We start from the raw sequence: 24,221 nt of genomic DNA, 5'->3' as shown, positions 1-24,221 counted from the left end.
TATGGAGGATTACCCAAGTCCGGCTGAAGGGAACGGTCTTGAAAACCGTCAGGCGTGTAAAAGCGTGCGTGGGTTCGAATCCCACATCCTCCTTTAATATTGTTAGCGCGGGATGGAGCAGCTCGGTAGCTCGTCGGGCTCATAACCCGAAGGTCGTAGGTTCAAATCCTGCTCCCGCAATAGATTGGCTCGGTAGCTCAGTTGGTAGAGCAATGGATTGAAGCTCCATGTGTCGGCGGTTCGATTCCGTCTCGCGCCATTAAAATTTAATATTTTGGAAGGGTAGCGAAGAGGCTAAACGCGGCGGACTGTAAATCCGCTCCTTCGGGTTCGGGGGTTCGAATCCCTCCCCTTCCATATTACGGGCATAGTTTAAAGGTAGAACTAAGGTCTCCAAAACCTTCAGTGTGGGTTCAATTCCTACTGCCCGTGTTAAAGTTATGGCGAATGTGGTGAAGTGGTTAACACACCAGATTGTGGCTCTGGCACGCGTGGGTTCGATTCCCATCATTCGCCTTTATATTATTGGGGTATAGCCAAGCGGTAAGGCAAGGGACTTTGACTCCCTCATGCGTTGGTTCGAATCCAGCTACCCCAGTTACTAGCCGGCGTGGCGGAATTGGCAGACGCGCTGGACTCAAAATCCAGTGTCCGCAAGGACGTGCCGGTTCGACCCCGGCCGCCGGTATAGTATAGCGTAGATGAAAGTCCTATTAAATAGGGCTTTTTTGCTACCTTTTTTATTTTCTTTCCCAAAATCTTTCCCAAATTATATTTTATTCATAATTTCCTCAACTACTTTGAACTCTTTATCAATTTTTTCAGTCATTGTATGTCCATATACTTCTATTAGCATTTGAATATCTTTGTGTCCCAATATTTTGGCTACCACTCCCATGTCTACGTTTTTATGGAGTAAATATGATCCATAAGTGTGTCGAAGTCCTTTGGTTGTAATTAGTGGTTCAATTTTGAGTTCTTTCAGTATTTTTTTTAAGGCTTTGTTTACAGTAGCTACCGAGGGTATTCCATGTTCTAGTCCGTAGTGGAAGAAGAGAAAGTTTTCTGTGTTTTTTATCTTTAGGACTGAATTTATTCTTTTCCTTTCTATTATCATTTTCGATAAGACTTCTATTGTTTTCTTATCTATTGGTACGTATCTTTTTGAAGACTCATTTTTGGCTTTTGTCCATTTCCAACTTGACGTATTGTACCTTTTATCAGTGTGTATGTAGTATTCTTCAAAGTTTGAATCATTATCTAATAATCCTATAGCTTCTCCATATCTCATACCAGTTTTTGCTATTGTATAGATAATATAGTTTACGATGGAGTCTTCATAATTTAAGTTATTTTCCAGATACTTTATTAACTTCTGATAATCTTCAACTTTATGTATGTACTTATCTTCTGGTTTTTGTCCTTCTTTACCTGCAAACAATTCTACATTACTTGTAAAATCATCAATTACAATCTTATCTAATTGTGCTAATTTTATTGTTTTTCTAATAACTGAATTTATCCTACTTAGGTAATCATATCCAACTGTTTCACCATAGATATTCATAATTCTTTGGTATTGACTTGCTTTAATTTCAACAATCGGTCTATCACCAAAGAGACGTTTGATTGTTTCTCCATATGTTTGATAATTCTTTTTTGTTTCTTGAGATATTTTTTTCTTTGGAAGAATTTTTAAATCATACCATGTTTGAAACCACTCATAAAGCGAAGTATGTCTATCTAGTGTATATCCTTGCCTTAGTTTTTGTTGAATTTCTAAAGCAGCATTTTCGGCTTCTCTTTTACTATTAAAACCTGATTGACATGCGACTGTTCTTCCTTTATTATCCCTAATTTCAAAATAAAACTTTTTTGATTTTTTACTTTTTCTCACACGTGGATTGAATTGTGGTATATACAAGAAAGAACCTCCTTAAAATTTCACATTTAGAATTTTTTCAACTATGCTAATTGGTACAGCTCCCAGTCGTCTATTGTCGTAAAATTTAAAGCCTTGACTAACTAGAGTAATTTTAGCTTCATGAATTACTTTTCTAGCTGTTCCTTCTTTTAAGCCCTGCTCTATTAAATCATCTTTAGTGATAAGTGATTTTTCCATGTTTTTCCTCCTTAAAAATAAAAAAGGAAGCAAGCTGGTGCTTACTTCCGTGGAGATTATGAAAAAGAAAAGTTTTAGGATAATTATATTATAGCATATAGCATCTTAAACTAGTCTTAATCATAAATAGTGTTTCATATTACTTGGTCGCAAAGCTATAGTAGCTTTGTGGTGATAAAACTTGATAATGTGGTTTGTCTTGAATGTGATTATAATTACATTCTGATATTAGAAATGTGCCATCTTTATTGACAGCTTCAACAAAGGCAACGTGTCCGTATTGTGCTAATGTTTCTCCATATCCTCCTTTTACTGACATAACCGCACCGACTTGTGGTGAGTTACTTTGTTTCCAACCTTTTGAGACAAGTGCCGAAACCCAATCTTGCCCATTACCATTATTATTGTAAATAGCAGGGTCGGTACAAATACCTGTCTCAATTAGTCTATTGCAAACATACCAAGTACATTGACCAGTAGGATAAGAGTTCCCTCCTTGTGTGGTGACGCTTTTGGAAGTTGGTTGTCCGTATTTTAGTTTACCATTATATTCACTTGGAAAATCAAAGGAGGATAGTAGTGTTCCTTTAGATAATCCAGTGTTACCCGAAAAAGCTATTGTTGTTTTGCTGTTTTTTAATGTTCCATTGAAGATGTTATACCATTTTCGGGCATTCACTTTGAGTTGGTCAGCTTTAGTTTGTCCATCAGATAAAGCCACTCCCTCATAATGTTCTGACCAATATAAACTTGCTTCTCCCGCATCACTAGCTGATTGCATTTTACTTTTGACATTTGCATAAGCACCACTGAGTTCAGTAGACATTAATTTTAATTCTACTTGAGATTCTAGTGCTCTTTGTGGAGCAGAAGCCCAGCGATTACCATTGACTGAACTTGACCACCCAGACCATTGGAAATAACCTGCCACACCTCCACTAGTATTAATAGCTTTAGGGTCAAAGCCACTTTCCCGTTCAGCTACTGCAAGACTTCCGGCACTGCCAGCTAGAGAAAAGCCCTCGTGAGAGAGTTGATAATTAAGAATTTGAATGACGTCTTTAGCACGTTCTTCAGAAATATTGGCTTTATTGGCTACCTCTTTGGCTGTCAAGGAAGTTTCTTGTCCATTTTGAGAAGTTGTAGTATCATCAGACAGATTTCCTGCAATAAGTATCAGTAAAGTAGCTGGTAGAAGAAAAGGAAGTAATAACCCTAAAATGAGTATTTTTTTCTTCATTGGCTTACCTCAGATATTAGTGTTTTAGGTAGACTGTAAAAATCAGACTATCAAATCGCCACTTAGCATCTAATACTACGGGATAAGAGCGACAAATATCGATGATTGTTGAAGCTTCCTTATCAGTAATTGGAAATAAGACGAGAAAGTCCAATGACCTCTCATTATTTTGATAGGCTTCATAAACATTATTTTCAATAATAGGTTTTAAAGCTCTTTTAGAATTGATATGGATATTCATTAAAGTTCACCTCTTAATCGTTTGAGTTCTTCTGTTAAACGTTCCTTTCTTTTTAAATTTGCTCGTAGCTTGTTATCTCTAGTCAAAGTCTTTCGGAAGTTTTTGGTAAATGCATTAGAACCTTGCGCCTTATACATAGCTTCATTGTCCTTATAATCTTCTAAACGTTTTTCAAGATGGTTAATACGTCTTTTAGTAAGTGGTGATATTCGTTTTTCTTTTAACGATTTAAATTCTTCCTCTAGATTTAGTGAGGACGTTGACATATTATTTTCTTTTGTGAGCTCCTCTGTTAGTAATTGTGGTTCTTTAAAGGTTGCTGAAGTTTCAGGAATATCCTCTTGGTTAGGAGTTATTGAATTGCTATTTTTATCTTCTTGTTGTCGAGGTTGTAGATTTGTTTCATGCTCACTGTCTAAATTAGGATTGTGTGGCGTTTCTTCAGGTTTTCCTTTAGAAAAATAATCTTTTACATTTTTTAAATGGGATAGAGAATTAATAACTGCACCAGATGCTAAACCACTGGAAGCCAAGGCGAAGTTTCCAAGATTTTGAGCGGTAGAAAATCCCTTATTAGGAACTTGTTGAATTATTTCTTTACCAGAAGTTAACTTATCTTGAACAGAATGACCAATATTATCCATTTTTAGTCTAGCCCTAGATCCAAGGATAATTCCTATCAGTTCACCTTTATATTTCCAAAGATAATAATAGATTAAGGCTTTGGCCATGACGACCACCATAAGTTTAAAAAGTAATGCAAAGACTACAAGCGATGCAAAGCCTTTTATTGCATTGTCAAAACCAGAGGTCATCATATTTTCAATGATTTTTTCTAAATAAAAAATTATTAAGGTAAGAAGACTTGTGATAGCAGGAAAGGCTAAACCCCCCATCATTACTTTTAGGACTCCAAAAATAATATCTTGCATGCGAGGAATAAAGGAAATTAATAAAGCTATTGGAAAGAGCAACATCATTATTAAAACTAGTAGCTGAGCAATGACGTTTAGAATTTGCACAAGGATGATTGGAATTGCAATGACAATAGCTTCAACGATTTTAAAGATAACATAGAAACACTTGATAAAAAGATAATCATAGACAGCTGATACCCAGCGGTCTTTTTCACCATCTTCATCCGCATTATCACCTAATTCCTCTAGATAATTCTTTCGGTCGCTATTTTTAACTTTTGTAAAAGTGTTCCCATTTAATTGACCGAGTACTTTTGAGTCATCGAATTTTTCTTCTTTACCTGTTTGACTGTTGGTATATTTTCCATTTTCTTGACCAGTATTGACAAAAAGGTAAGCAGTATAAGAAGTTTCTGCGATATAACTATCTGCCATTGAATCGCCAATTTTTAACTCTTTACCATCACCATAGGAGACCGAGATATTTGAAATTTTTTGAGTGACTGTTTTAGAGACATTATCAATAGTATCAAGAAGGTAAAGCCCACCTGAAGTTGATGCCACTGTTCCAAAGTAAGAGAAACCAAGAATAAGTACAACACAAACATGAATGACTTTCCTCATGAAGTTCCCTTTTGAAAAGAAGAATTGGTAAAAGAGATAAAAAGCAATGATACTAATTAGAAGGCCAATTAGTGATTGATTGGCTAGTCCATCAGAAGTTGATCCTGTAAATCCTTGCCACATCGATTTACCAGCTTGATAAACATAAGTCTTGTAGTTATTGTATAGGTTAATCTTTTCGAGAATTCGCATAAGAAGCGAGAAGAATCCAACAACAAGATTGAGAATGAAGAATAATAAATTAACGAAGATTTCATTAAATGCAACAATGACAGAGGTTTCAACAGATGATGTTTTTTCCAAATAGGCCTTTAAAGCAAAGATATCAACGCCTCTTAGCTTTTCAAAAGCTTCTTGCATGAATATCCCTCCTTACGATGCGTATTTATTTTCAAGACTTGAAGAAACTGTTGCTTTCATTGGTTTTAAAAGCATATCAATATCTTCGAATAAGTTATGGACAGAAATCATATTGAGATTGCCGTAAACATCATAGTAAAGGCACTGTCCTGAAATCATATTATCAATCCATTCTAAATTTTGTTCAGTAGGTTCTAGTCCAACGTGTCTTAAAATATCTTCACGTTCGGATTTTTCATAGAAAGCAAAGATAGTACCAAAACCTGTTGTATCGTCATCGTTTTCAGCGTCATGAACAGATTGGGTAATAAGTGCTAAGGTATTATTTTTAGATCGTCCAATACGTCTCATATTTTTAATAACGGCTTGCCCTTCAGCTGATTTCATTAAAATCCATGCTTCATCAAAGAATTCAAGAGTATCTTCGTTTTCGTGACGTTCACCAAAGTGAGTACAAAAAGCTCCTAAAGCAAACATTAGAGCAACTGAATTTCGTTCATGGTCAGATATTTTAGAAGCATCAGTTTTGGGAAGTTTTAAATTAGCAACTTCAAGAACGGTTACCTGAGATTCATAATTCAATCCCTTTGTTGTGCCATCTGAAAAAGCTAACTCAAGGATAGAATTATGAACAATAGAAGTTAGATAACGACCAACAGAAGCGATTTGTTCGCTATCGCTGTTTTTAAGAGCTTTAAGAACATGCTTAAAACCGACTATTTGCCCAGCTTGTCGTTTGTTAACAATATCATTAATCGTTTCAGTAATGGCAGTTTTTTGGTCCATAGAGACATTCTCAACTGCTTGAAGAAGGAACTCTAGCATATTTTTAGCAACTTCGACGGCTTGTTCTTTGTCTAGGACTACAATAGGGTCTAACACTCCGTGATTTGATTCTAGTGAGCTATCTAAGGTAACAAAGTTAAAAGCTTCAATTTGACGTTTCCGTTCTGGATAGTTTTTTTCAAATTCGGGATTTGAGATAATCTCTTGATAGTGATGGCGCAGTTCTCGTTTAGGGTCAATATAAAGTGTTTTAACATTTTGGAGTGCAACGCTTAAAAAAATGATTTGTGCTAAAAATGATTTCCCTTGTCCAGTGGCTCCTGTAATAATGATATGAGGATTTTTGGTAATTTTACCTGCAATATCTTCTTTATTCCCAACAGTAGGATTAAAAAGGACGATGTTTTTGGAAGCCTGTATGGCTTTTTGTAGATTGTCCCACCGTCCTGTCCAGTTATCAACTCGTCCAATGTACCAGCCAATGCGATTACCAGAAGTTGTATTAGTGAATGGCATTAACTCGGCAAAACCTCTAGCAGTGACTAAATGTGTCCAAGTACGAGTTTTCTTTTGAAGTTTTTGACCATAAAGTAGAGCTTGAAAGAGATATGGAGCATCATGACTTGCTTCACTAATTTCAACCCCCATATCGTCAAAATAATTTAGAACAACTTGACGTCGACTCCGTAATTGAGAAAGTGAAGAAGCAGATACAATAAGATAAGCGCCATATTCAATAATGTCTTCTTTATTTCCGACTTTTTTCATAAGGTCTTTTAAAGATAACGCACCTGTAATAATGTCATCCTGTTGAACAGTGTTTGTGTTATCAGCTTCTTCCATAATGTTAAGAAATCGTGTGTTTGACCGTCCCATTTTACCTTTAATTTTATTACGATCAATGAATTCTGCTTTGATTCGTAATTCAACAGGAAAATTCAATCGTTGAATGAATTCTCCGAGGTGGAAACCATTAAAGATAGTACTGAACTTTCCAACTGGTAGAATCGTAACAAATGAAGTTCCATAGGGGCTTTCTAATTTTAGAAAGCCTCCTTTGAGAACTTTGATAAGGGTATCTGTAACATTGAAGAGAGAACGATTAGCAATGACTTCTTGCTTAAGATGTGGAATATAACGCAGGTATTGCATTCGTTGGTAGTAGAAGAGTTCCTCATCAGTAAGACGTTGACATCTTAAAGTTGAAAGGACTTGGTAGACAGCTGTTTCATCACTTAAATAATCGTCATACCAATTTTTTTCCAGTTGTAGTTCATAACCAATACCGTTAGCCACCATTTCGGATAATTCAGAAAAGCGTTCATAAGCTAAATCTGAAATAGAACCAGACTTATCTTGCTTTCGTAAGGTAACTCCAATAACCCAATCAAACTGATAAGGAATTTCCATTTCTTGTGTTAGTTTATCAACGGAATAGGCTAATAATGCTTCTCCAAGAATACGGTTATTTGGTGCTAAAGCTTTAGAGAAGTCATTCATTTTTTCTTCTAAAAGATAATCTTTAGGAATAAGCGAAATATCAAAAGTTTTATTTTTGGCTAGTTTATTAACCGTTTGAGCAACAGTTTGTTTGTGTTTTTCTTTTTTCTCGTCATCTGTAATGGTAATAGGAGTATTTGGAATACGATAATAAGCAATGACACTTTTATCGTGACAGATGACAATATTATTATGAGTCGTCATAATAGGGTACTGTAATTTGATTGCCATGGTTCCTCCTTTCAAAGTTTTGTTTTTTCAAAAACAATTTCATCATATGTTGGTACGCGATCATTATGATAAATGGCTTTCTTATTTAAGCGAAATTCAAATAGATAACAAAGATAATCTGCAATAAAAAGATGCATCTTTTTGCCATGTGGTTCGTATTCTGTATAAGCTTTAGCTAGTTTATAGGGGACATACCAGTAGAGTAGAAATGAAATAGAATGTGTTAGTTTTGCTAGAGGAACTAAAATAAACGATAACCCAAGTATCATGAAAACGAAGACAATTGCAAAAACAATAAAAAAGGACAGTTGCATTGGTGTAGCAAAATACCAAAGACGTGTCCCTTTTTGTGTCTTTATTTCTTGAATCCAATAAGGAGCGTTTAGACCTCTAGAGTAATCATAAAGTTTTTCATTAGTCATAAGTTTAAAGTCCTGTTTCAACGCCGATTAAGCGAAGGAGCCACCCAAAGAAGCTAAGAATCTGTTGCCCTTTTGTGAGAGAGACAATAACTGAATAAAAACCAACAACCGAAAATAGTTGAAGCCAAGAGCTATTCTTCCAAGCTTTAATGGCAAGGATAACAGCAATTGCTGTTAGAACCCAAGTACCATCGCCGTGCATAAAACTTTGTAGTGAACTAGTATTCATAGAACTTATTCTCCTTTTTCAGTAGCGTAATTTTGTGGGATGTTGTGAGAGAGGGACGATACATAGTAAGATTTACCTTTTGGAATTAAAGTAAGTGTAAAGTTTTCAGAATGTGTATTCCCAGCTATTGCAAATGTAACTTGTACATAAGCGATGATTGACTTACCATTTTGTTTGAAATAAGTGTAATCAATACTTTTGAATTCAGTATCGTCAAGAACAACAAGGTTTTTAGAAATTAAGTCTAAATTATCTTGATCACTTGTATAGTTAGTGAAGAAAACATTTAGAAATTTAGTTAGTTTTTTATGAGTTGTAGTGGAAAAATTATCGGAAGCTGTTAATTTTAAATCATCCTTTTTATCAAAAGAAGTAGCCTGATTAGAAGTTAACGTTGAAAACCAAGGAAGACCAGAAATGTAATATTTACCACCTTTTTGACCATATGGAATATTGAAACCAGTAGTAATTTCTTCGGTATTATCTCCATGCTTTTGCTTGTATGTAACTTGATATAAAGCACTTTTATTGTTGAGGGTAATAAGTCTTGAGGATTCTAAGCTAGAAGCTGTTTTTAATTGACCTTGTGACTTAATATCAGGTTCAAAGTTATAAAAACTATTTAATTTTTTAGTTTGTTCTGTTTGTGTATTTCCATCATCAGAAAAATTGAAGTAAGCTGAGATAAAATCGTTTAGATAGTATGATAAGCGATTATCTACATCGCTTGAGTTAATTGTTACTGTAGTAGGTTTTGTTTGAACTGACTTTTGGAGTTTGGTCATTTTATTAGATAGTGTTATTGCTTTTAGGCATCCGATTAAACCAATTAATAAAAAGAAGCTAATGCCTGAAAGAACGAGTACATTAGCTGTCTTTTGATCAGCTTTTATCAGTTTAGGAGAACCACGTTTTTTATCAGTTTTTTTAAATTTTGTTAGGAAGTATTTGTAGTGTTTTAGTAATTCAGCTATTTGTTTCATAGGTCTCCTTTAAAGATTTGCGATTTCTAGGAGTTTGTTCCCTTTAGCGTAGAGTTGTTTTTGAAGTTTGTTAAGCTCACTATTGACGTAATAATAGCCTCTTAGTTCATGACGAATGGCTTCTAAAAATTCAACAGGCAGTGTTTGAGCCTCTTCAGTTTTTAGCACACTGTTCAATTCGCCAGCTTTTGTCCATGCTTCTTTGGTGTTATGTTCTTTCATAAACTGCCCAAGTTCAGAAGTGATTGTTCTTACTTTCTTTTCAAGTGTACTTTTAGTTGCCATGATAAGTTCCTCCATAAAATCTTTTTGTTTTGAGTTGATAATTTGTTTAAAGATAAGTGTAAGTTGTGATGACATTTTTCTATCAATTTCAAGAATATTTCCTGATAAAGAGAAATAGGCATGTTGATAGTTAAATGAGTTTCCGTCACTATCAGTTGCTAATTTTCGAGCGAATGTATCATAATAAAACTGTTTATCTTTCATTAACACGATACCAAGCTTCCAGTTTTCATTTGTACGTGGAAGATTAGCAATACCTTCGTAAATCTTTTTAATAATCATTCATCTAGTAACTCCGTATATCCAAGGGAGCGAAAAATAAAGTCATCATCAAACCAGAGCCAGTCATTGATTTCTTCTTCTGTTGGAACTGTTCCTGAGAAGACTTCCTCACAAAGTGTCGTTAGTTGATCAGTGCCACCACGTTTACGAACAGATTCGAGTGTAGAAGCACCACCTGACCATGCTTTAAAGTGGTCAATAGAGTTCAATTCAACTTTGTATTCCATATTTCCTCCTTATTATTTGTTTAATAAGTGATGGGAAGCTTTAAGATTTTTTAGGATAGCTTCTCCACGTTCATTGATTTCTCCGCAGTTTTGGATGGTCTTGAGATATTCAGTTTGCATGATTTTATCAGCCTCACTGACAAGTCGTAATGAATTTGATACTTGATACATGAGCCATTTTATTGTTCGTTCGATAGTATAAGGTTCAGGTTTCATGCTTAGTTTTAAAGGAGCTGTTCCACCAAAAAGACGTTGCCATTTCAAGTCGGGTTGATAAGCACCATAACGGTTAATTCCATCATAGACCTCTAACTCATGGTTAATCACACCACGGGCAATTTCTGCTAAATCAACACCATTAATATATTCTTCGATAGCTAGTTGGGCTTTTTCGTTGGCAAACCGTAACTCGTAGCGATTCCAAATACCAAAAATCTCCAAGGATTCTTCCAAGGAGATTTGTTCAGCTTTAGCTAATTCATAACGTTTTTCATAGAAGTTGAAGTAGAGGTTACTTTGACGGCTTCCAAAATAGATGGAAATTCCTTGGTTTCCTTCTCTATCTTCAATCTCTTGTAAACTACCACCTCCAATGTGGTTCCAATTTCTTAAGGTATGACAAATAACTTCGTGATTATAAACCTTGGTAATCATATCTGATAAGAGGAATTGTTCTTCTTCACGGTCATTTCCTAAATACCGTTCATCTATTGCAATATCAAGTCGTTTGACTCGCATATCAGGTATGTCATAGGACATTTTTTGAAGAAGTTCTTGCCATGTAAGATGGTATGTTTCAAGAATAAGTTCCATTTCTCGACAACCTTGACCAGATAGTTGTAAGGTTATTTGGTCATTTCCTGTTTCGACTTTATCAAAAAAGTCAAATATCCAAATATTTCCTCGTTTCCACAGATGAGTGTAATTAAGAAGTCTAGTTTCAGATTCGGTAAATTCCTTTAACTCACAATGAAGATAAGTATGACAAAAATGTTTTAAATCACGAATTGTCATAAACGTAATTCTTAAGTAGTCAATGTGTACTTCTAGTCGTTCTTTATCAGCTTCTTTCAGATATCCTAATCGGTGTTTAAATTCCCGAAATTTATCAAGACTTAAACCACGTGAGCCATCTTCATAACTTCTATAGGTGCGATGACTAATTCCAATACTCTTAGCAAATTCTTTTTGGGTCATTCCTGTTTTTTTGCGAAACTTTTTCAGCATAACAGGATTTAATCTATCCATTCATTGAATTCCCTCCAATCTATCAGTAGGTGACACACTTTTTTGGCAAAAGTGACACAGTTCTCAAAACTTGTAAAACCTTGATATCATTGGCATTAGGGCGGTTGGCTTTCGCTATTTTGAAATCTGCTACCCCCCTATTAGAATAGCGGGGGTTAAAACGCGTCATGGACTAGAACTTCGAGACTTCGGGACTTCGCCCGAACGCTGTTCAGGCTTGCCCTTGCTCTTGTTCTAGCCCATGACGACTTAAGCACGTTTCAACCGCTTGTGCATAGGAGCTGCATCCGCCATGATAAGTTTCTAAAGCTTCAAGAAGGAGCACCTCTTGTTTTGGTGTCACTACTAAAGAGTTGCTCACTTTGGTAAAGCTAATTCCTCTTTCATCAAAAAGATAAGCTAATTTTCGTAATGTCTTTAAAGAAAGTTCTTTTTCTTTAGCAAAGTCAGAAAGTAATTTTGATGAAGCCTGTACATTCTTTGTTTCTTCTTGTTTATCGGGTATTTGTTTAACACCGAAGGCCTCAAATTCTTCTCCTTTCATTTCTAAAACAGGAAGTTTCATAAAGGCTTCATAGAAAGAAAATCCTTTTTCAAAAGGCACGTAAGGAGAGAAAAATTCTCCAGCCAGTTCACCATTAGAAGCGATATAGCCTCGTCCCTTAACAGTTTTTCCATTGATTTTATCTAGTTTTTTAAATTCTTTGTTTCGATTAGCATCTCCAAACATCATAGTGTAGCCTGTATCTTCTAAATGACCAACCGACAAGCGTTTCATAAAGTTATCTCTCAAAGCAGTTTTAATATATTCACCATCGGGACGTTGCATGGCAAAAATGATAAACACGCCTGATTGACGACCTTCTAAAACTAATTGGGTAAGATATTCTGTTACTTGGGCTTGTAGGCGATAATCACTATCAATTTTTGCCATAAGGGCTGCCCATTCATCAATCACGATAAATTTCGGTTTCATGCCATAGTCACTAAAACTTTTACCGATTTTGTAGTTTGGGTGATTTTGAATGGCTTGATAACGATTTTCCATGAACGTCACATTATCTTTTAGACATTGGATAATTTCTTCTTTGGTGCTAAAGACTCTTTCGTGAAAGACAGGAACATCTTTCAAACCAGCTAAGTCAGCATTCTTCGGGTCACAAAGGTCAATGAAACCAACTTTAGCTAATGCCCAGACAATAGACATTAGAACAACAGTTTTCCCGCCACCAGTTCCTCCACCAATCAATAAGTGTGGCTCAGCAATATAATCCCAAAAGACATCTGCCATTAATTTCAAGGAGTGGTTGTTGATGGCTACGTCTGAAATATCAATACGACTATTAATCCGATTAATACTGATATCGTACTGAATAAAACGCTCATCAAAAGTTTTGTTTTTAAAGTCACCGTTAAACATAACTTCTAGTGTTGAACCAAGGTTGATAAAACGGTCTTGAAATTTATTCCCTTCAAGGATAAAGCTGATTAAAAGATGATAGTTAGTTTGTTTAACAAGGACTTTAGGAAGGGTAATTTTTTCAATTGCTTTTCCATCACGCTTAACAGTTTTAGAAAGATAATAGCGATTTTCTATTAAGAAATTTGCTAGAATTCTTAAGGTATTGAGACGTTTAAAGAAGAGGAACTTTTGATAACAGAGATGATGAAATCCTAAGAGAAGGAGTGTGGGGAGTAAAAGTGTTAATGAGAATTTAAGTGAATAGGTGAGTGGTGTTTTTAATATCTCTTGATAGGAAATGTAGGCATAGTAAGCATTACCAAGTAAAAAAGGTAATAACATGATACTATATGTTATTACCTTAATTTTTTGATAGTATTTTCGAACCCGCCAACCACGATAGGTAAATAATCGCATATTTACCTCCTAATTTTATTTTTTAGTGTCACTTTTAACATCATTCTTAATAGGAGTTGTATCTGATTTTGCTTTTAGTTTAGAAGCATAGAGTTTGTAATTATCGTTACGTCCGATAGATGAATAGGTCACAACAATATCTTCAAGTTCCACTTCCTCACGGTATTTTAAACCAAGGTCTTCAATTTCTTGTTCACTCATATCAGCAATGGTAAAGAAAAGTGTTTCGTGTTGGACCGAAGAGTGGATACCAACCACAATTCCGCGTGCTTCACCTGTGGCGATTTGAGCATACGAACCGTCATCATTACGTTGCGTACGGTCTTCTTCGTAGATAAGATCAGCGCCTTCAATCCCACGAAAAGTTAATTTTCCAAAGACTTCAGGGATATCTAATCCTTCTGTGATTACACGGTATGATTTGTCAGCGATTTGTAGTTTGTCACCATAGTTTAATCCGATTTTAGCCATAAGTTAAATCCTCTTTTCTATTATTTAGATACTTTCAAGTTTTCAGCAAAGACGTTAAGAGCAGGAGCAACGTTGTTTCCATTAAGACTACGATCAGGAAGGAAGATAGGGTTCACCACTTCAACGATTGCATCTTCATCAAATACTTGAGATAAGGCTGGGGTAATCACGTGGAAAGAGCCGTGCTTTTCACTGTTTAAAATGTGACGTTGATATTTTCCTGCTTTTCCAAAGACAGTACGAGGTGCTGTTCCAAGTTTTTCATAATAAGCTTTTCCAATAAAGTTAGGGTTCATTTTTAAAGTTTCAGGAATCATAGATATTCTCCATTTCTAGTAATAAAATAAAAGAGTCAGTGACTTAGACTGACTCTAGAAAAGTAAAAATGTTTGATTTTACGACTGTATAAGCGGCTATAAAAGTGTAATTCAGAATAAGTATAGCCTGCTTCTTGAAATTTGTTAGCTAATTGTTTGATTTCTTCTAGAGCATCATGATAGAGACACTCTACTAATTTTGAACTATAAGCGTACATTTTATAGGTAAAGATAAAATTCTGGTAGTGCCGTTCAAGGACACTTTCAAAATAAGAAGTCATGTCAGACCTCCTTTCCTTTATTGTAAGAAAAAAGCCACTAGTAGAAACCAGTGGCTCATAGGTGTGTTGCTTGGTAGCAACGGTTTGAGAAAAAAGTTATTTGGTTAAAAGACTAATTTTTAAAACTAGTCTTTTACGGTGGCAACGTTTAACAAGGTGCTTTGTATCAATTACCATCGCTGTCCCAGCCAATCTGTCAGGGAGAACGAATCACACCCACAAGATTCTCTTACGCTTAATTAGCGAAGCCAGTTCACTTTACTATTCGGAAAAGTGCTAAAGTCCGAAATGCGTGTAAGCCCACCAAAAAAGTTTTAAATCTTAACTTCAACCATCAATGGACTTGACTTTAAAACTCAAACACGTTACAATAAAGGTACGAAGTTTATTGTGTGGTTTGATAGTCAGGTATCTGGTTGTCAGACGCACTTTTTTATTAAATTATCAATGGACAATGCCAATTGATTAGTTGGTATTAAATTTTGCCACTTCATATAACCATTGGCTATATCTATATTATATAACTGGTAGTTATATTTGTCAACGGTTTTTTGAAAAAATTTAAAAATTTTTTAAAGGACAAAACTATGGAATTTTCAGAACGCTTGAAAACATTGAGAAAACAGGCCCATTTAACACAAAAAGAAATTGCAGAAAAATTAGGTATATCTCAACCAGCATATGGTGATTGGGAACGTGGAGTAAAAATGCCTACTCACGAAAATTCTAAAAAATTAGCAAGATTATTTAATGTAACTCTAGATACCTTGATGGGAAATCAGGAAGTTGATGAAGAAATTGATTTGTCAGATGTTGAAATGTTGTTTAGAACGACATCTGATGGAATGACGGAAGAAGAAAAAGCAGTCTTTCGAAAAGAGTTAATTGAATTCATGAAAGAACGTAAAAAAGCTTTTGAAAAGGATAAAAATTCTCGATAATTCTTTAGACTTTCTCTGGTTTTATTATTTCTTTTACGAATAGTAGAGTAAAAGGAATAATAGTGTGAGGAAACGTATGAAACTTAAAGAATTAAGACAAGCCAAGGGAATGACTCAAGAAGAATTAGCAAAAGTGATTGATGTCAATGTCAGATCTGTTAATCGTTGGGAAAAGGGACAAAGTGATATTTATCTACAAAAAGCAATAAAAATTGCTAGATTTTTTGAAGTAAGTTTGGATGAATTTGTTAAATAAACATAAATTTTTTAGTGGGCGAGAGTCCACTTTTTTATTTAATTAGGTCTGATGGATGATGATTCTATATGACAAAACCTTTTCTTAATTTTTGTTATACTACATATTATTTACAAAGCTATTAATACTCGATTCTAAAATAGACAACGTTTTCTAATTTTTATACAATTTAAACAATTGGAAGCTAATCAGTAATAGAATTGGAGATGTTAATTTTGAATGGAAATTATTTTAAAATTGCTAGAATAGCTAAACAAGATATTTATCAATTTATAAAGAATACGGGTGAATCATTGATAGATTATCATTTTAGTTCATACTTAAATTACTATTTGAAGCGTTACAATATCAAAATACTTGAACATCATTTTTCTTGTAGAAAAATTGAAGGCCTTACTTTGATTAATGAAGATGGGGTATCTTTTTCATATGAAAAGTATAATTCTACTGAAAAACAAAATTTTACAATGTGTCATGAATTAGGACATTTTGTTTTAGGGCATTCAGGGAAATGTTTCACAGAATTACGTGGTAAGAGTGATTCTGTAAAAGAAAGGGAAGCAAATATTTTCTCTGCTACTGTATTAATGCCAGATATTGTACTATTATCTAAAATTTTTTATCGTCAGGATAGCTTTCAGAGAGTGAAAGCAGATTTAGTAGTATCATGTGAAGCACTTATTTATAGGTTGATAAATCTATTTGTGAACTTATTACTTGATAGTAGAGATAAAGTTTATCAAGTGGTTTATCACTATTATCATGGTAATAATCAATATATTTTAGATTATTTTAGGATAGCTAAAGAAAAAATTATTAAAGAATATCAAGAAGTAAGCGGTGATGTTTTTATTAGGATTAAACAAAAGTTACTAGTATGTGGTTTTGTAGCTAGTGATCAAATACCTGAATTATTAGATGATAAGTTTCGAAAAGAGCTAGAAATAAATCTACCAAATGTGAAAACATGGATAGAATATAATTTTGGAAAGACAATTGGCTATGCTTGGTTAACCAATCAAATGACAAAACAAGAAGCAAGAAATAGAGCGAAAAGGATAATATTATTATCCGATTGATAGTACATAATTATATAAAAATACGGTTTGAAAATGGAATGTTTTTTATAAGTTATTTTATATAAAGAGTATACAATCTTCAGTGACGATGGGTGCAACTTTAATATCTGGATTTCGTTTATATATTCAAAATATGTATATTAGAACTCAAGTTAATAGTGTTCAAGAAAACAAGTTCTCTTTTTAAGTTTATCCGGAGAATTTATCACATAAAATAATAAAAACTGATAAGAGTTCTTATCAGTTTTTATTATTCAAGTGTTATTTTGGGGATGTAGTGTTAGAACTTTCTAGAAAATAGATCTTTTTCAGAAAAAAGTGGCAATAATAGTGCTTTTAGCGTATATATTTATTGGAAAAAATAAAAAATCTAGAACACCAGATATTGATGTTCCAGAATGATATACTATTTTTTACTAGAAATTTTGAAATAAAACGATTATAGCTGATAATATCATAGCTACACCACCGATGTAGGCAATCCACTTTTCAGAATGTTTTCCTAGTGCGCTTCCAATATTTGAAGCAAAAAAGCTATATAAATAATCGTTGATTAAACCAACAATTAGATATGTCAAACTTAGTATTGTAGTTTGTAATAAAAATGGAGAGTTGTGGTTAATGAATTGAGGTAAAAATGAAGCAAAGAAAATGATATTTTTAGGATTTAAAAATATCAGTAAAAATCCATTTTTAAAAGCCTCTCCTTTTTCAGGAGGTACCATTTTTTCGGTTTTATCTTTTACCGTATTAGCATCGATAAAACTTTTGATTCCTAAATAGATAAGATAAGCAATCCCAAGTAGACGTAAAATTGCATACAAGGTTTCTGAAGTTTTAAGTATAGCTCCAATTCCAATAAAGGAAAGGATTAGACAAACAAGTCCTCCCCAGAAACTTCCCCAAACGATTTCATAGGCTGTTTTTTTTCCATGAGTCATACTAGTAGTTATAAGATAAGTTACTGTTGGTCCAGGAGGAGAAATAAGTAGAATGCAAGCGATAGTATATGATATCCAAGTAGGTAGTGACATATTATTTTTCCTTTATATCTCGGTATTTTATTTCGTTTTTATTTAAGTTCAGCAATGCGACTGGAAGATTAGTATGTACAAACTGACTAGGAGTTAATGCTGGTGTCATATTCGATAAAAAACTTAAAAGATTATTTTTGCTATTAGATGCGTAGACTGTATAGAAATTCCCAGAATTCCAATTTATGACAGCATATTTAAAGAAGTCAGCTAAAATGTTTTTAAATGTGTCAATTGTAACAAGACCATTATTCATATCTGTTAATACATTGTCTTTTTTCAATTGAATGGCTTTTTGTGAGAAAAATCTATTTTTAAAAAGTGAGTCTTTGATATGTTCTCTTTTTAGAAATTCCGTAATATCTTTATTGGAAAATTTCTCAATAAAACCAATTATACCATCTTTTTTAAGCTTTTCTTTTGTAAATTTTATTTGTTTAGCTCTATCTGGGCTGTACATCTGAAATGTTGTATCTTCTATTATGACGTCAAAACCATTGAAATTAGGGAATAATTCTCTGATATTTGAATTGGTTATTTTATTGTAAGGGGATAGGATAAATTTGGAATGTAGTGGTTTACCATATCTAAAAAAATTATCCTGATTAGCCTTTGTTGGACTACAAGATAAAGTTTTTATCTTACCATTACTCAAATTTCCAATTGTTCTAGCCATTGTTCCCTCAGCAGCTCCAAGAACATATAAGTATTGTGTACCGTCTCTTTTTTCTAAGTAATCTTTTAATGCTGAGCCAGCACGACATTCTTCTTCTAATATAAAGGGAATACTAGAGTAGAAATGCTTGTCAAATTGTCCTTGTAATTTTCTATGATTTAAATAAAAAGATGACATTTTTTCATCATTTTTAAATAAACTAATATCACCTAAATAAGTATTGTCTGGTTCTCCGAACTCGCCAGATGCAGTTTTTTCAAAAAAATCTGCAAGTACCCCCGTTCTAGGATTGGTGGTAAGGTTGTCTTCAAAGTTTTTCATAAATATCTCCCCGTATGATATAATTATACTCAAAGAAGGACTTGTTTCAACAAAAAGATGGAATTTTCCGAAAATTCAGGATGAATAGAGTCCTTTTTTAAAGATAGCTGAAGCTGCCCAGCTTGAAGAATAAAAAAATTAATCGTAAAATGTGTGAAAATCTTCAGGATGTAATTGATTTTTTGTGGTAAAATATAATAATTTTATTAAGAATAAATCACCTCTAAGTATATATAGGAGTGCTTAGGGGTGATTGTTAGCAGCTAGTAATTGAGTTTGCTCATTATCATGAGGATAATGAGCAAAAGTTTTATCCTACGCCAATAACTATAATGGTACTTAAAAGGGATAGGAAAGTAATTAGTAATTTATTTGTTTTCATGTTCACACCTCCATACTCATGATACGATAAATTTTATGAAGTCATAATGATTTCCCATATATGCTGTTTAGGAGGAAAATATGGAAAATTTTGGAAAAATTTTTAAAAAATTTAGAGAGTCACGAGGTCTAAAATTAAAGGATTTTGTTGGTTCTGGGTTATCAACTTCCCAATTATCTCGATTTGAAAAGGGAGAAAGTGATTTAACAATTACGAAATTCATATTAGCTTTAAATGAACTTAATATGCCGATAAGTGAATTTATGTATGCGGCTAATGATTTTCATCGTGATGAACTTAATGAAATTTTAGAACAAATTAGAATTTTTGTTTCACATAATGATATTCAAGGTATGAAGTTATTGTTGATTTCACAACTTGAAAAAAACAGTCCACAGAAAAAATTTCATAAATTGAATGTAATTCTTATAAAAATAAGACTTCAAGAGTTATCTGGAGAGACTTATTATACAGATGAAGATTTAGATTATCTATCTGATTACTTATTTAGTGTTGATTATTGGGGATGCTATGAATTGTTGTTATTTATGAATACTTTGGATGTATTTAATCATGATATGTTTATGGTTTTATCAAAAGAAATGAGTAGACGATCAGATTTTTATAAAGAAATTCCCAATCATAGAAGGTTAATTTCAACAATGTTACTCAATGGTTATATTACTTGTATAGATAGAGAAGAATTTATCGATGCACTTTATTTTGAAAAACAACTCAATTCATGCTTTTTTATAGAAACGGAGGTATATGAGCGGTTAGTATTTTTATATGCGAAAAACTTATATAAGTTGAAAAAACGAAATGATAAGCGGGCAATTTTAGAAATGCAAAAATGTATTGGAATGATGAAATTACTATCTTGTAATCATTTAGCTGAAACGTTTGAAAAGCACTTGAAAAAAATTCTCGAAGAAAAACATTAGTTCGCATATACGGGAAAATATAAATAGGAATTCTTTTTTGGGTTATACTTTCACTATCAAATATGGAGGTACATGCTATGTTGACTAAAAAAGAGTTTCGTTCTCCCAAAACAACAAAAGTAAACAGTTGGGGTAAGAACTAAAAAACAAGGTCTGTGAGTCTATGTTGACTTACAGATTTTTTTGGGAGGTATTTTAATGAGAGCATATTCACCGTATCCACTATTAATTGATGTTTGTGTAACAAATCGCTGCAATCTACATTGTTCATATTGTTCAGCAGAAGCAGGACCTTTTGCAAGTAAGAAAGATGAGATGAGTGTTGAAAAATTAGATTCAATTTTTCAGGAATTAGATTTAATGGGAGTGCCTCGAGTAGGTGTTACGGGGGGTGAACCATTTATTAGAAAAGATATTTTAGATATTTTGAAATCTTTTGATAAGTATCGCTTTGCCAAGATTTTAAATACTAATGGTAACCTTATTACAGATTCCATCGCTAGAGAGTTAGCAAAATTACATTTAGATAGAATTTGTGTAACTATTGATGGAAGTTGTTCAAAGGTTCATGATAGTCAGCGGGGAAAAGGAAGCTTTAAAAAAGCTATCGAAGGAATTAAAAATTTACAAAGGTATAATTTACCTGTTTCAACGCTATTTACCCTAGGTAAACACAATGTTGATGATTTAATCAATACTATTAAATTGAATGATATGCTGGGAATTGAATATATGTCAGTAATGGTTATTTGCCCAACAGGTCGAGCCAATGATGGAAGTATTCTTACGGATAAAAAGCATTGGTATCCAGTCTTTTTAGATTTAACAGAAAGGATAGCTCGGGGAGAATTTAAAGTAAAATTCAAAATTGTCCCACCGAATGAGAGCGATGTTTTTTGGACACATTATTTTCCGCTGGCTTATTATAATCGTTTAGATCTGCTTGAAAGTGTATGGCATCAAAATATTAATTTAAATATAAATAAAAAAAGGGTAATATCATGTCAGGCAGGAGTAAGAGCTTGTTCAATTAACCATAAAGGAAATGTGTATGGTTGTGACTTGATGAATGGTTTGGATGAGCTGGTTGCAGGTAATGTTAATGATAGTTCTTTTGCTGATATCTGGCATAATTCTCCTGTTTTTAACAAATTAAGAAATATTACATTTGATGATTTATCTGGTAAGTGTGCAGAGTGTCCGCTTCCTTGGTGTGGAGGAGGTTGTAGATGTAGTGCATTAGAGCTAGATCAGACATTATTAGGTTCTGAGTTAGCTTGCTTTTATAATAGAGATGAGATGGAAAACGTATGAAAACACATTTTACAATAAAAGGAAGAAAAGATTTTGTTGTTGATAAAGTTGGCGATGAATATATTGGATACGATAGGTTAGATTTGGAATATTATTCTTTTGATGATATAGGAGCAGAAATATTGTATTGTATTTCAAAAAATTTTTCTTTAGATATGATTATTGAGGATATTCAATCAGAATATGATGTTACACATTCTGATTGTAAGAAAGCAATTATTGATTTTTTAGAGGAAACACCTATTTTACATATAATATATGCTAATCTTGTCCAATCAGATATATATTTGTATTTGAAACCATTTAGGGAGGGATAATGGATTATTCAAAAAGAGTTAATAAATACGTTTTTCCATTAATCGCAACTAATATAGCTCAATTGCTAATTAATCAATTATCTCTTCATTTTGCAGTTAATAATTCTGCTGTAGCACTTTCAGGAATTTCAATTATCCAGAACTTTTTATTTGCGTTTGGGGGAATTTTAGGTGCATTTAGTTTAGGGTTTAATATTAAAGGGGCTAGAGCGTATGTTAATAATGAGCAAAGCCGATTTCAAGATTTACTAAAATCTTCATTGCTGTTAGACTTGATAATTGGCTTTGCCTTTTTAATACTATGTTTACTATTTGGCGAATTCTTTTTGAGACATTTTTACGGTTTTGAAGGTGAACTTTTAAGGTTATCTTCTGTTTATTTGAAGATAATGTCTCCGTATATTTTATTGACCTTATTAACATTTTTATTAACTAATTTACTAAAGGTTGAAAAGAAAACTAAGCCAATTTTCGGTATTGGGGTGACTAGTTCAATATTAGACGTTTTACTTAATTACTATCTTGTACCACTATTTGGAATACAAGGAGCAGCTTTTTCAGCCATCACTTCACTCTTCTTAGTCGTACTTAGTTATACTGTATTGGTTTATCCAGTTATTTTTAAGTCCTTATCAAGGGAATCTACAACAAAGTTAGAATTATTTAAGTTTGGTATCCCTTTAACAGGTCAGGAAATATTAGAGAGTGTTCTATTTATTATGGTATTTGACGCATTAATGGGACGCCAAGGAATTGATACTTTAGCCATTTATGCGGTTATTAGTCAACTTTTTTCAATTGCTAGGATGCCAGCTTTTATGTATTCTGGAGCAGTATCTATTTTTTTACCTGAATCACAAAAAAGAAATGAGACTAAAAAAATAATGAATATAATATATAGGAACACCTATTTGGTCAGTGGAGTGTTTGTAATAATAATTGTGTTAGGTTCAAATTTTTTTGCACAGTTTCTTTCTGATAAAATCACCCAAGATATTATGTCCACAACTTTGTTTACAATGATTATTATGGGAGCAACACCGTTGTACGAAACGACTAAAATGTTACTACAGAGTACAGATGATAGTAAGTGGGTATTAAAAGTAACAACTATTATTAATGTGCTAAGTGTATCGTTGCTTTTGTTGATACAGGTGGTTGGTTTTCAGAGTTATTACACTTTGTATTTTGTTTACGGGCTTAGTCAACTTATTCTGAGTTACAGTTTCTTGAAGCATCAGTATAGGAAAAGTGTTATTTCGTAGACTGTTTGTAGATTATTTTTAGAGAAAGTTGTTTTAGTATATTAGGGATATATAAAGAATTAAGAAGTTTTTTTATCCCAAATTTTATCCCAAAAATAATTTATAATAGTAGAAAATAAAGTATTTAAAATTGTCAAAATGCCTTAAAATCAACGATTTAATCTAAAAATAAATGTACGAATATCGGCCGCCGGTATAGTATAGCGTAGATGAAAGTCCTATTAAATAGGGCTTTTTTGCTACCTTTTTATTCTTTTCCCAAAAGATATCTCAAATTATTGGTTAAATTTTATTATTAGCGAGCAAGAAATTGTTTTTTGTTTCAAAATTTTTAAAAAGTACTTTCTGATTTAATTACTTAAAGAGTGAAGACTGCAATATTTTTTATGCTTAAGTATGTTATTTGATAGTCAGTACCAGTTTACTAACAAGAAAGAAATATTGGATGTGTTTAGTAAGATGACCATTTTTGTTGATATTAGTGTTTTTTTCAATTTACCTATTGACATAGGAAACGATAGATGATAAATTAATATAGTTGCTGCTTGAGAGCGAGCCTTTCAAGAGATTTAAGTTAATAACAAAAAAACTTAAAAAAGTTATTGACAAAAGTAAACGGCAATGCTAAACTAGTATAGCTGTTGTTTGAGAAGACAGCGGCAACAAGTTTGAAACAAACTTGAAAATTTCTTGAAAAAAGATGTTGACAAAGCGTTTCAAATTTGATAGAATATAGAAGTTGTCTCGAGTGAGACAAAGACCTTTGAAAACTGAACAATACGAACCAAACGTGTGGGTTACGGAAGTAACCTGTCAAAAAACGATAAATCTGTCAGTGACAGAATGAGAACAAGATTAAATGAGAGTTTGATCCTGGCTCAGGACGAACGCTGGCGGCGTGCCTAATACATGCAAGTAGAACGCTGAAGACTTTAGCTTGCTAAAGTTGGAAGAGTTGCGAACGGGTGAGTAACGCGTAGGTAACCTGCCTACTAGCGGGGGATAACTATTGGAAACGATAGCTAATACCGCATAACAGCATTTAAC

General features: G+C 33.2%; 25 protein-coding genes, 8 tRNA genes and 1 rRNA gene. 16 read left to right on the top strand and 18 right to left on the bottom strand.

Going from position 1 to position 24,221, the window contains the following annotated elements; all coding sequences use genetic code 11:
- The first annotated feature begins 3 nt into the window (after positions 1–3).
- From BMX18_RS09195 to BMX18_RS09160, 8 genes are all read left to right on the top strand, one after another.
- A tRNA-Ser gene (locus tag BMX18_RS09195) sits at positions 4–93 on the top strand.
- A gap of 13 nt (positions 94–106) precedes the next feature.
- A tRNA-Met gene (locus tag BMX18_RS09190) sits at positions 107–180 on the top strand.
- Between the two features lie 6 nt (positions 181–186).
- Positions 187–259, top strand: a tRNA-Phe gene (locus tag BMX18_RS09185).
- Between the two features lie 17 nt (positions 260–276).
- Positions 277–357: transfer RNA gene (locus tag BMX18_RS09180), tRNA-Tyr, on the top strand.
- Between the two features lie 4 nt (positions 358–361).
- Positions 362–432: transfer RNA gene (locus BMX18_RS09175), tRNA-Trp, on the top strand.
- A gap of 11 nt (positions 433–443) precedes the next feature.
- Positions 444–516, top strand: a tRNA-His gene (locus BMX18_RS09170).
- A gap of 10 nt (positions 517–526) precedes the next feature.
- Positions 527–598: transfer RNA gene (locus BMX18_RS09165), tRNA-Gln, on the top strand.
- Between the two features lie 6 nt (positions 599–604).
- Positions 605–688 (top strand) — tRNA-Leu (locus tag BMX18_RS09160).
- An 81-nt stretch (positions 689–769) separates the two neighbouring features.
- On the opposite strand, the gene BMX18_RS09155 is transcribed toward BMX18_RS09160, so the two are convergent.
- From BMX18_RS09155 to BMX18_RS09080, 16 genes are all read right to left on the bottom strand, one after another.
- Positions 770–1,924, bottom strand: a complete 1,155-nt coding sequence (locus BMX18_RS09155; RefSeq protein WP_093816121.1) for a tyrosine-type recombinase/integrase — start codon at positions 1,922–1,924, stop codon at positions 770–772.
- A 12-nt stretch (positions 1,925–1,936) separates the two neighbouring features.
- The gene (locus BMX18_RS09150) at positions 1,937–2,122 is read right to left on the bottom strand and encodes a DUF3173 family protein (protein WP_000415722.1); all 186 of its coding nucleotides are present in this window, start codon (positions 2,120–2,122) and stop codon (positions 1,937–1,939) included.
- A 139-nt stretch (positions 2,123–2,261) separates the two neighbouring features.
- The gene (locus BMX18_RS09145) at positions 2,262–3,362 is read right to left on the bottom strand and encodes a phage tail tip lysozyme (RefSeq protein WP_093816119.1); all 1,101 of its coding nucleotides are present in this window, start codon (positions 3,360–3,362) and stop codon (positions 2,262–2,264) included.
- A gap of 16 nt (positions 3,363–3,378) precedes the next feature.
- On the bottom strand, positions 3,379–3,603 hold the full coding sequence (locus BMX18_RS09140; RefSeq protein ID WP_014335071.1) for a hypothetical protein: 225 nt from the start codon (positions 3,601–3,603) through the stop codon (positions 3,379–3,381).
- The gene (locus BMX18_RS09135; protein ID WP_093816117.1) at positions 3,603–5,504 is read right to left on the bottom strand and encodes a conjugal transfer protein; all 1,902 of its coding nucleotides are present in this window, start codon (positions 5,502–5,504) and stop codon (positions 3,603–3,605) included. The genes BMX18_RS09140 and BMX18_RS09135 overlap by 1 nt, the downstream gene beginning before the upstream one ends.
- Positions 5,505–5,516: 12 nt before the next feature.
- Positions 5,517–8,021, bottom strand: a complete 2,505-nt coding sequence (locus BMX18_RS09130) for an ATP-binding protein (RefSeq protein WP_093816115.1) — start codon at positions 8,019–8,021, stop codon at positions 5,517–5,519.
- An 11-nt stretch (positions 8,022–8,032) separates the two neighbouring features.
- A complete protein-coding gene (locus tag BMX18_RS09125; RefSeq protein WP_017650251.1) occupies positions 8,033–8,443 on the bottom strand; it encodes a conjugal transfer protein in 411 nt (136 codons plus the stop codon).
- Positions 8,444–8,447: 4 nt separating this feature from the next.
- The gene (locus BMX18_RS09120; protein WP_014335067.1) at positions 8,448–8,672 is read right to left on the bottom strand and encodes a hypothetical protein; all 225 of its coding nucleotides are present in this window, start codon (positions 8,670–8,672) and stop codon (positions 8,448–8,450) included.
- A gap of 5 nt (positions 8,673–8,677) precedes the next feature.
- Entirely contained in the window at positions 8,678–9,655 is a 978-nt protein-coding gene (locus BMX18_RS09115) for a conjugal transfer protein (RefSeq protein ID WP_093816113.1), read from the bottom strand.
- 9 nt (positions 9,656–9,664) lie between these two features.
- The gene (locus tag BMX18_RS09110) at positions 9,665–10,222 is read right to left on the bottom strand and encodes a hypothetical protein (RefSeq protein ID WP_014335065.1); all 558 of its coding nucleotides are present in this window, start codon (positions 10,220–10,222) and stop codon (positions 9,665–9,667) included.
- Entirely contained in the window at positions 10,219–10,449 is a 231-nt protein-coding gene (locus BMX18_RS09105) for a hypothetical protein (RefSeq protein ID WP_021142800.1), read from the bottom strand. Before BMX18_RS09105 ends, BMX18_RS09110 begins: the two co-directional genes overlap by 4 nt.
- A gap of 12 nt (positions 10,450–10,461) precedes the next feature.
- Positions 10,462–11,697: a replication initiation factor domain-containing protein gene (locus tag BMX18_RS09100; RefSeq protein ID WP_093816111.1), complete on the bottom strand. Its 1,236-nt coding sequence runs from the start codon at positions 11,695–11,697 to the stop codon at positions 10,462–10,464.
- Between the two features lie 211 nt (positions 11,698–11,908).
- Positions 11,909–13,576: an FtsK/SpoIIIE domain-containing protein gene (locus tag BMX18_RS09095; protein WP_093816109.1), complete on the bottom strand. Its 1,668-nt coding sequence runs from the start codon at positions 13,574–13,576 to the stop codon at positions 11,909–11,911.
- A gap of 15 nt (positions 13,577–13,591) precedes the next feature.
- A complete protein-coding gene (locus BMX18_RS09090; protein WP_001062570.1) occupies positions 13,592–14,047 on the bottom strand; it encodes a hypothetical protein in 456 nt (151 codons plus the stop codon).
- Positions 14,048–14,067: 20 nt separating this feature from the next.
- Positions 14,068–14,364, bottom strand: coding sequence for a cytoplasmic protein (locus tag BMX18_RS09085; RefSeq protein ID WP_074561258.1), 297 nt, complete (start codon positions 14,362–14,364; stop codon positions 14,068–14,070).
- A 35-nt stretch (positions 14,365–14,399) separates the two neighbouring features.
- Positions 14,400–14,645, bottom strand: coding sequence for a hypothetical protein (locus tag BMX18_RS09080; protein ID WP_074603577.1), 246 nt, complete (start codon positions 14,643–14,645; stop codon positions 14,400–14,402).
- 587 nt (positions 14,646–15,232) lie between these two features.
- Between BMX18_RS09080 and BMX18_RS09075 the strand changes: the two genes are divergently transcribed.
- The 3 genes from BMX18_RS09075 to BMX18_RS09065 all read left to right on the top strand — a co-directional run bounded on the left by BMX18_RS09075 (position 15,233) and on the right by BMX18_RS09065 (position 16,921).
- Positions 15,233–15,586 (top strand): helix-turn-helix domain-containing protein, encoded by a 354-nt coding sequence (locus BMX18_RS09075; protein WP_016480454.1) that lies wholly within the window; start codon positions 15,233–15,235, stop codon positions 15,584–15,586.
- A 76-nt stretch (positions 15,587–15,662) separates the two neighbouring features.
- Positions 15,663–15,842, top strand: a complete 180-nt coding sequence (locus BMX18_RS09070; RefSeq protein ID WP_000768128.1) for a helix-turn-helix transcriptional regulator — start codon at positions 15,663–15,665, stop codon at positions 15,840–15,842.
- 215 nt (positions 15,843–16,057) lie between these two features.
- The gene (locus tag BMX18_RS09065) at positions 16,058–16,921 is read left to right on the top strand and encodes an ImmA/IrrE family metallo-endopeptidase (RefSeq protein ID WP_093816107.1); all 864 of its coding nucleotides are present in this window, start codon (positions 16,058–16,060) and stop codon (positions 16,919–16,921) included.
- Between the two features lie 416 nt (positions 16,922–17,337).
- Here BMX18_RS09065 and BMX18_RS09060 read toward each other — a convergent pair whose 3' ends face one another.
- Together BMX18_RS09060 and BMX18_RS09420 are read right to left on the bottom strand one after the other, a co-directional pair.
- The gene (locus BMX18_RS09060) at positions 17,338–17,955 is read right to left on the bottom strand and encodes a LysE family translocator (protein WP_093816105.1); all 618 of its coding nucleotides are present in this window, start codon (positions 17,953–17,955) and stop codon (positions 17,338–17,340) included.
- A 1-nt stretch (position 17,956) separates the two neighbouring features.
- Complete coding sequence (locus BMX18_RS09420; RefSeq protein ID WP_219304958.1) at positions 17,957–18,952, bottom strand: hypothetical protein; 996 nt, start codon at positions 18,950–18,952, stop codon at positions 17,957–17,959.
- A gap of 462 nt (positions 18,953–19,414) precedes the next feature.
- On the opposite strand from BMX18_RS09420, the gene BMX18_RS09050 reads away from it, so the two are divergent.
- The 5 genes from BMX18_RS09050 to BMX18_RS09030 all read left to right on the top strand — a co-directional run.
- The gene (locus BMX18_RS09050; RefSeq protein WP_093816103.1) at positions 19,415–20,278 is read left to right on the top strand and encodes an Rgg/GadR/MutR family transcriptional regulator; all 864 of its coding nucleotides are present in this window, start codon (positions 19,415–19,417) and stop codon (positions 20,276–20,278) included.
- A gap of 198 nt (positions 20,279–20,476) precedes the next feature.
- Entirely contained in the window at positions 20,477–21,592 is a 1,116-nt protein-coding gene (locus BMX18_RS09045) for a radical SAM/SPASM peptide maturase WgkB (protein WP_093816101.1), read from the top strand.
- Positions 21,589–21,909, top strand: a complete 321-nt coding sequence (locus BMX18_RS09040; RefSeq protein ID WP_093816099.1) for a PqqD family peptide maturation chaperone WgkC — start codon at positions 21,589–21,591, stop codon at positions 21,907–21,909. The genes BMX18_RS09045 and BMX18_RS09040 overlap by 4 nt, the downstream gene beginning before the upstream one ends.
- Positions 21,909–23,174: an MATE family efflux transporter gene (locus BMX18_RS09035; protein ID WP_093816097.1), complete on the top strand. Its 1,266-nt coding sequence runs from the start codon at positions 21,909–21,911 to the stop codon at positions 23,172–23,174. The genes BMX18_RS09040 and BMX18_RS09035 overlap by 1 nt, the downstream gene beginning before the upstream one ends.
- A gap of 855 nt (positions 23,175–24,029) precedes the next feature.
- Positions 24,030–24,221: ribosomal RNA gene (locus BMX18_RS09030) — 16S ribosomal RNA — on the top strand; the annotation flags it as partial.

Origin of the sequence: Streptococcus sp. 45, assembly GCF_900108865.1 — a bacterium.
Lineage (GTDB): Bacteria > Bacillota > Bacilli > Lactobacillales > Streptococcaceae > Streptococcus > Streptococcus ruminicola.
This window is presented reverse-complemented; position numbering and strand designations above follow the sequence as displayed.

Excerpts from the sequence above, each read along its gene's own strand:
- BMX18_RS09105 (WP_021142800.1), bottom strand. The coding sequence starts at position 10,449 with ATGGAATACAAAGTTGAATTGAACTCTATTGACCACTTTAAAGCATGG.
- BMX18_RS09150 (WP_000415722.1), bottom strand. The coding sequence starts at position 2,122 with ATGGAAAAATCACTTATCACTAAAGATGATTTAATAGAGCAGGGCTTA.
- BMX18_RS09050 (WP_093816103.1), top strand. The coding sequence starts at position 19,415 with ATGGAAAATTTTGGAAAAATTTTTAAAAAATTTAGAGAGTCACGAGGT.
- BMX18_RS09085 (WP_074561258.1), bottom strand. The coding sequence starts at position 14,364 with ATGATTCCTGAAACTTTAAAAATGAACCCTAACTTTATTGGAAAAGCT.
- BMX18_RS09115 (WP_093816113.1), bottom strand. The coding sequence starts at position 9,655 with ATGAAACAAATAGCTGAATTACTAAAACACTACAAATACTTCCTAACA.
- BMX18_RS09040 (WP_093816099.1), top strand. The coding sequence starts at position 21,589 with ATGAAAACACATTTTACAATAAAAGGAAGAAAAGATTTTGTTGTTGAT.
- BMX18_RS09070 (WP_000768128.1), top strand. The coding sequence starts at position 15,663 with ATGAAACTTAAAGAATTAAGACAAGCCAAGGGAATGACTCAAGAAGAA.
- BMX18_RS09075 (WP_016480454.1), top strand. The coding sequence starts at position 15,233 with ATGGAATTTTCAGAACGCTTGAAAACATTGAGAAAACAGGCCCATTTA.
- BMX18_RS09060 (WP_093816105.1), bottom strand. The coding sequence starts at position 17,955 with ATGTCACTACCTACTTGGATATCATATACTATCGCTTGCATTCTACTT.
- BMX18_RS09135 (WP_093816117.1), bottom strand. The coding sequence starts at position 5,504 with ATGCAAGAAGCTTTTGAAAAGCTAAGAGGCGTTGATATCTTTGCTTTA.
- BMX18_RS09125 (WP_017650251.1), bottom strand. The coding sequence starts at position 8,443 with ATGACTAATGAAAAACTTTATGATTACTCTAGAGGTCTAAACGCTCCT.
- BMX18_RS09130 (WP_093816115.1), bottom strand. The coding sequence starts at position 8,021 with ATGGCAATCAAATTACAGTACCCTATTATGACGACTCATAATAATATT.
- BMX18_RS09110 (WP_014335065.1), bottom strand. The coding sequence starts at position 10,222 with ATGATTATTAAAAAGATTTACGAAGGTATTGCTAATCTTCCACGTACA.
- BMX18_RS09120 (WP_014335067.1), bottom strand. The coding sequence starts at position 8,672 with ATGAATACTAGTTCACTACAAAGTTTTATGCACGGCGATGGTACTTGG.
- BMX18_RS09100 (WP_093816111.1), bottom strand. The coding sequence starts at position 11,697 with ATGGATAGATTAAATCCTGTTATGCTGAAAAAGTTTCGCAAAAAAACA.
- BMX18_RS09090 (WP_001062570.1), bottom strand. The coding sequence starts at position 14,047 with ATGGCTAAAATCGGATTAAACTATGGTGACAAACTACAAATCGCTGAC.
- BMX18_RS09420 (WP_219304958.1), bottom strand. The coding sequence starts at position 18,952 with ATGAAAAACTTTGAAGACAACCTTACCACCAATCCTAGAACGGGGGTA.
- BMX18_RS09140 (WP_014335071.1), bottom strand. The coding sequence starts at position 3,603 with ATGAATATCCATATCAATTCTAAAAGAGCTTTAAAACCTATTATTGAA.
- BMX18_RS09095 (WP_093816109.1), bottom strand. The coding sequence starts at position 13,576 with ATGCGATTATTTACCTATCGTGGTTGGCGGGTTCGAAAATACTATCAA.
- BMX18_RS09145 (WP_093816119.1), bottom strand. The coding sequence starts at position 3,362 with ATGAAGAAAAAAATACTCATTTTAGGGTTATTACTTCCTTTTCTTCTA.
- BMX18_RS09045 (WP_093816101.1), top strand. The coding sequence starts at position 20,477 with ATGAGAGCATATTCACCGTATCCACTATTAATTGATGTTTGTGTAACA.
- BMX18_RS09035 (WP_093816097.1), top strand. The coding sequence starts at position 21,909 with ATGGATTATTCAAAAAGAGTTAATAAATACGTTTTTCCATTAATCGCA.
- BMX18_RS09080 (WP_074603577.1), bottom strand. The coding sequence starts at position 14,645 with ATGACTTCTTATTTTGAAAGTGTCCTTGAACGGCACTACCAGAATTTT.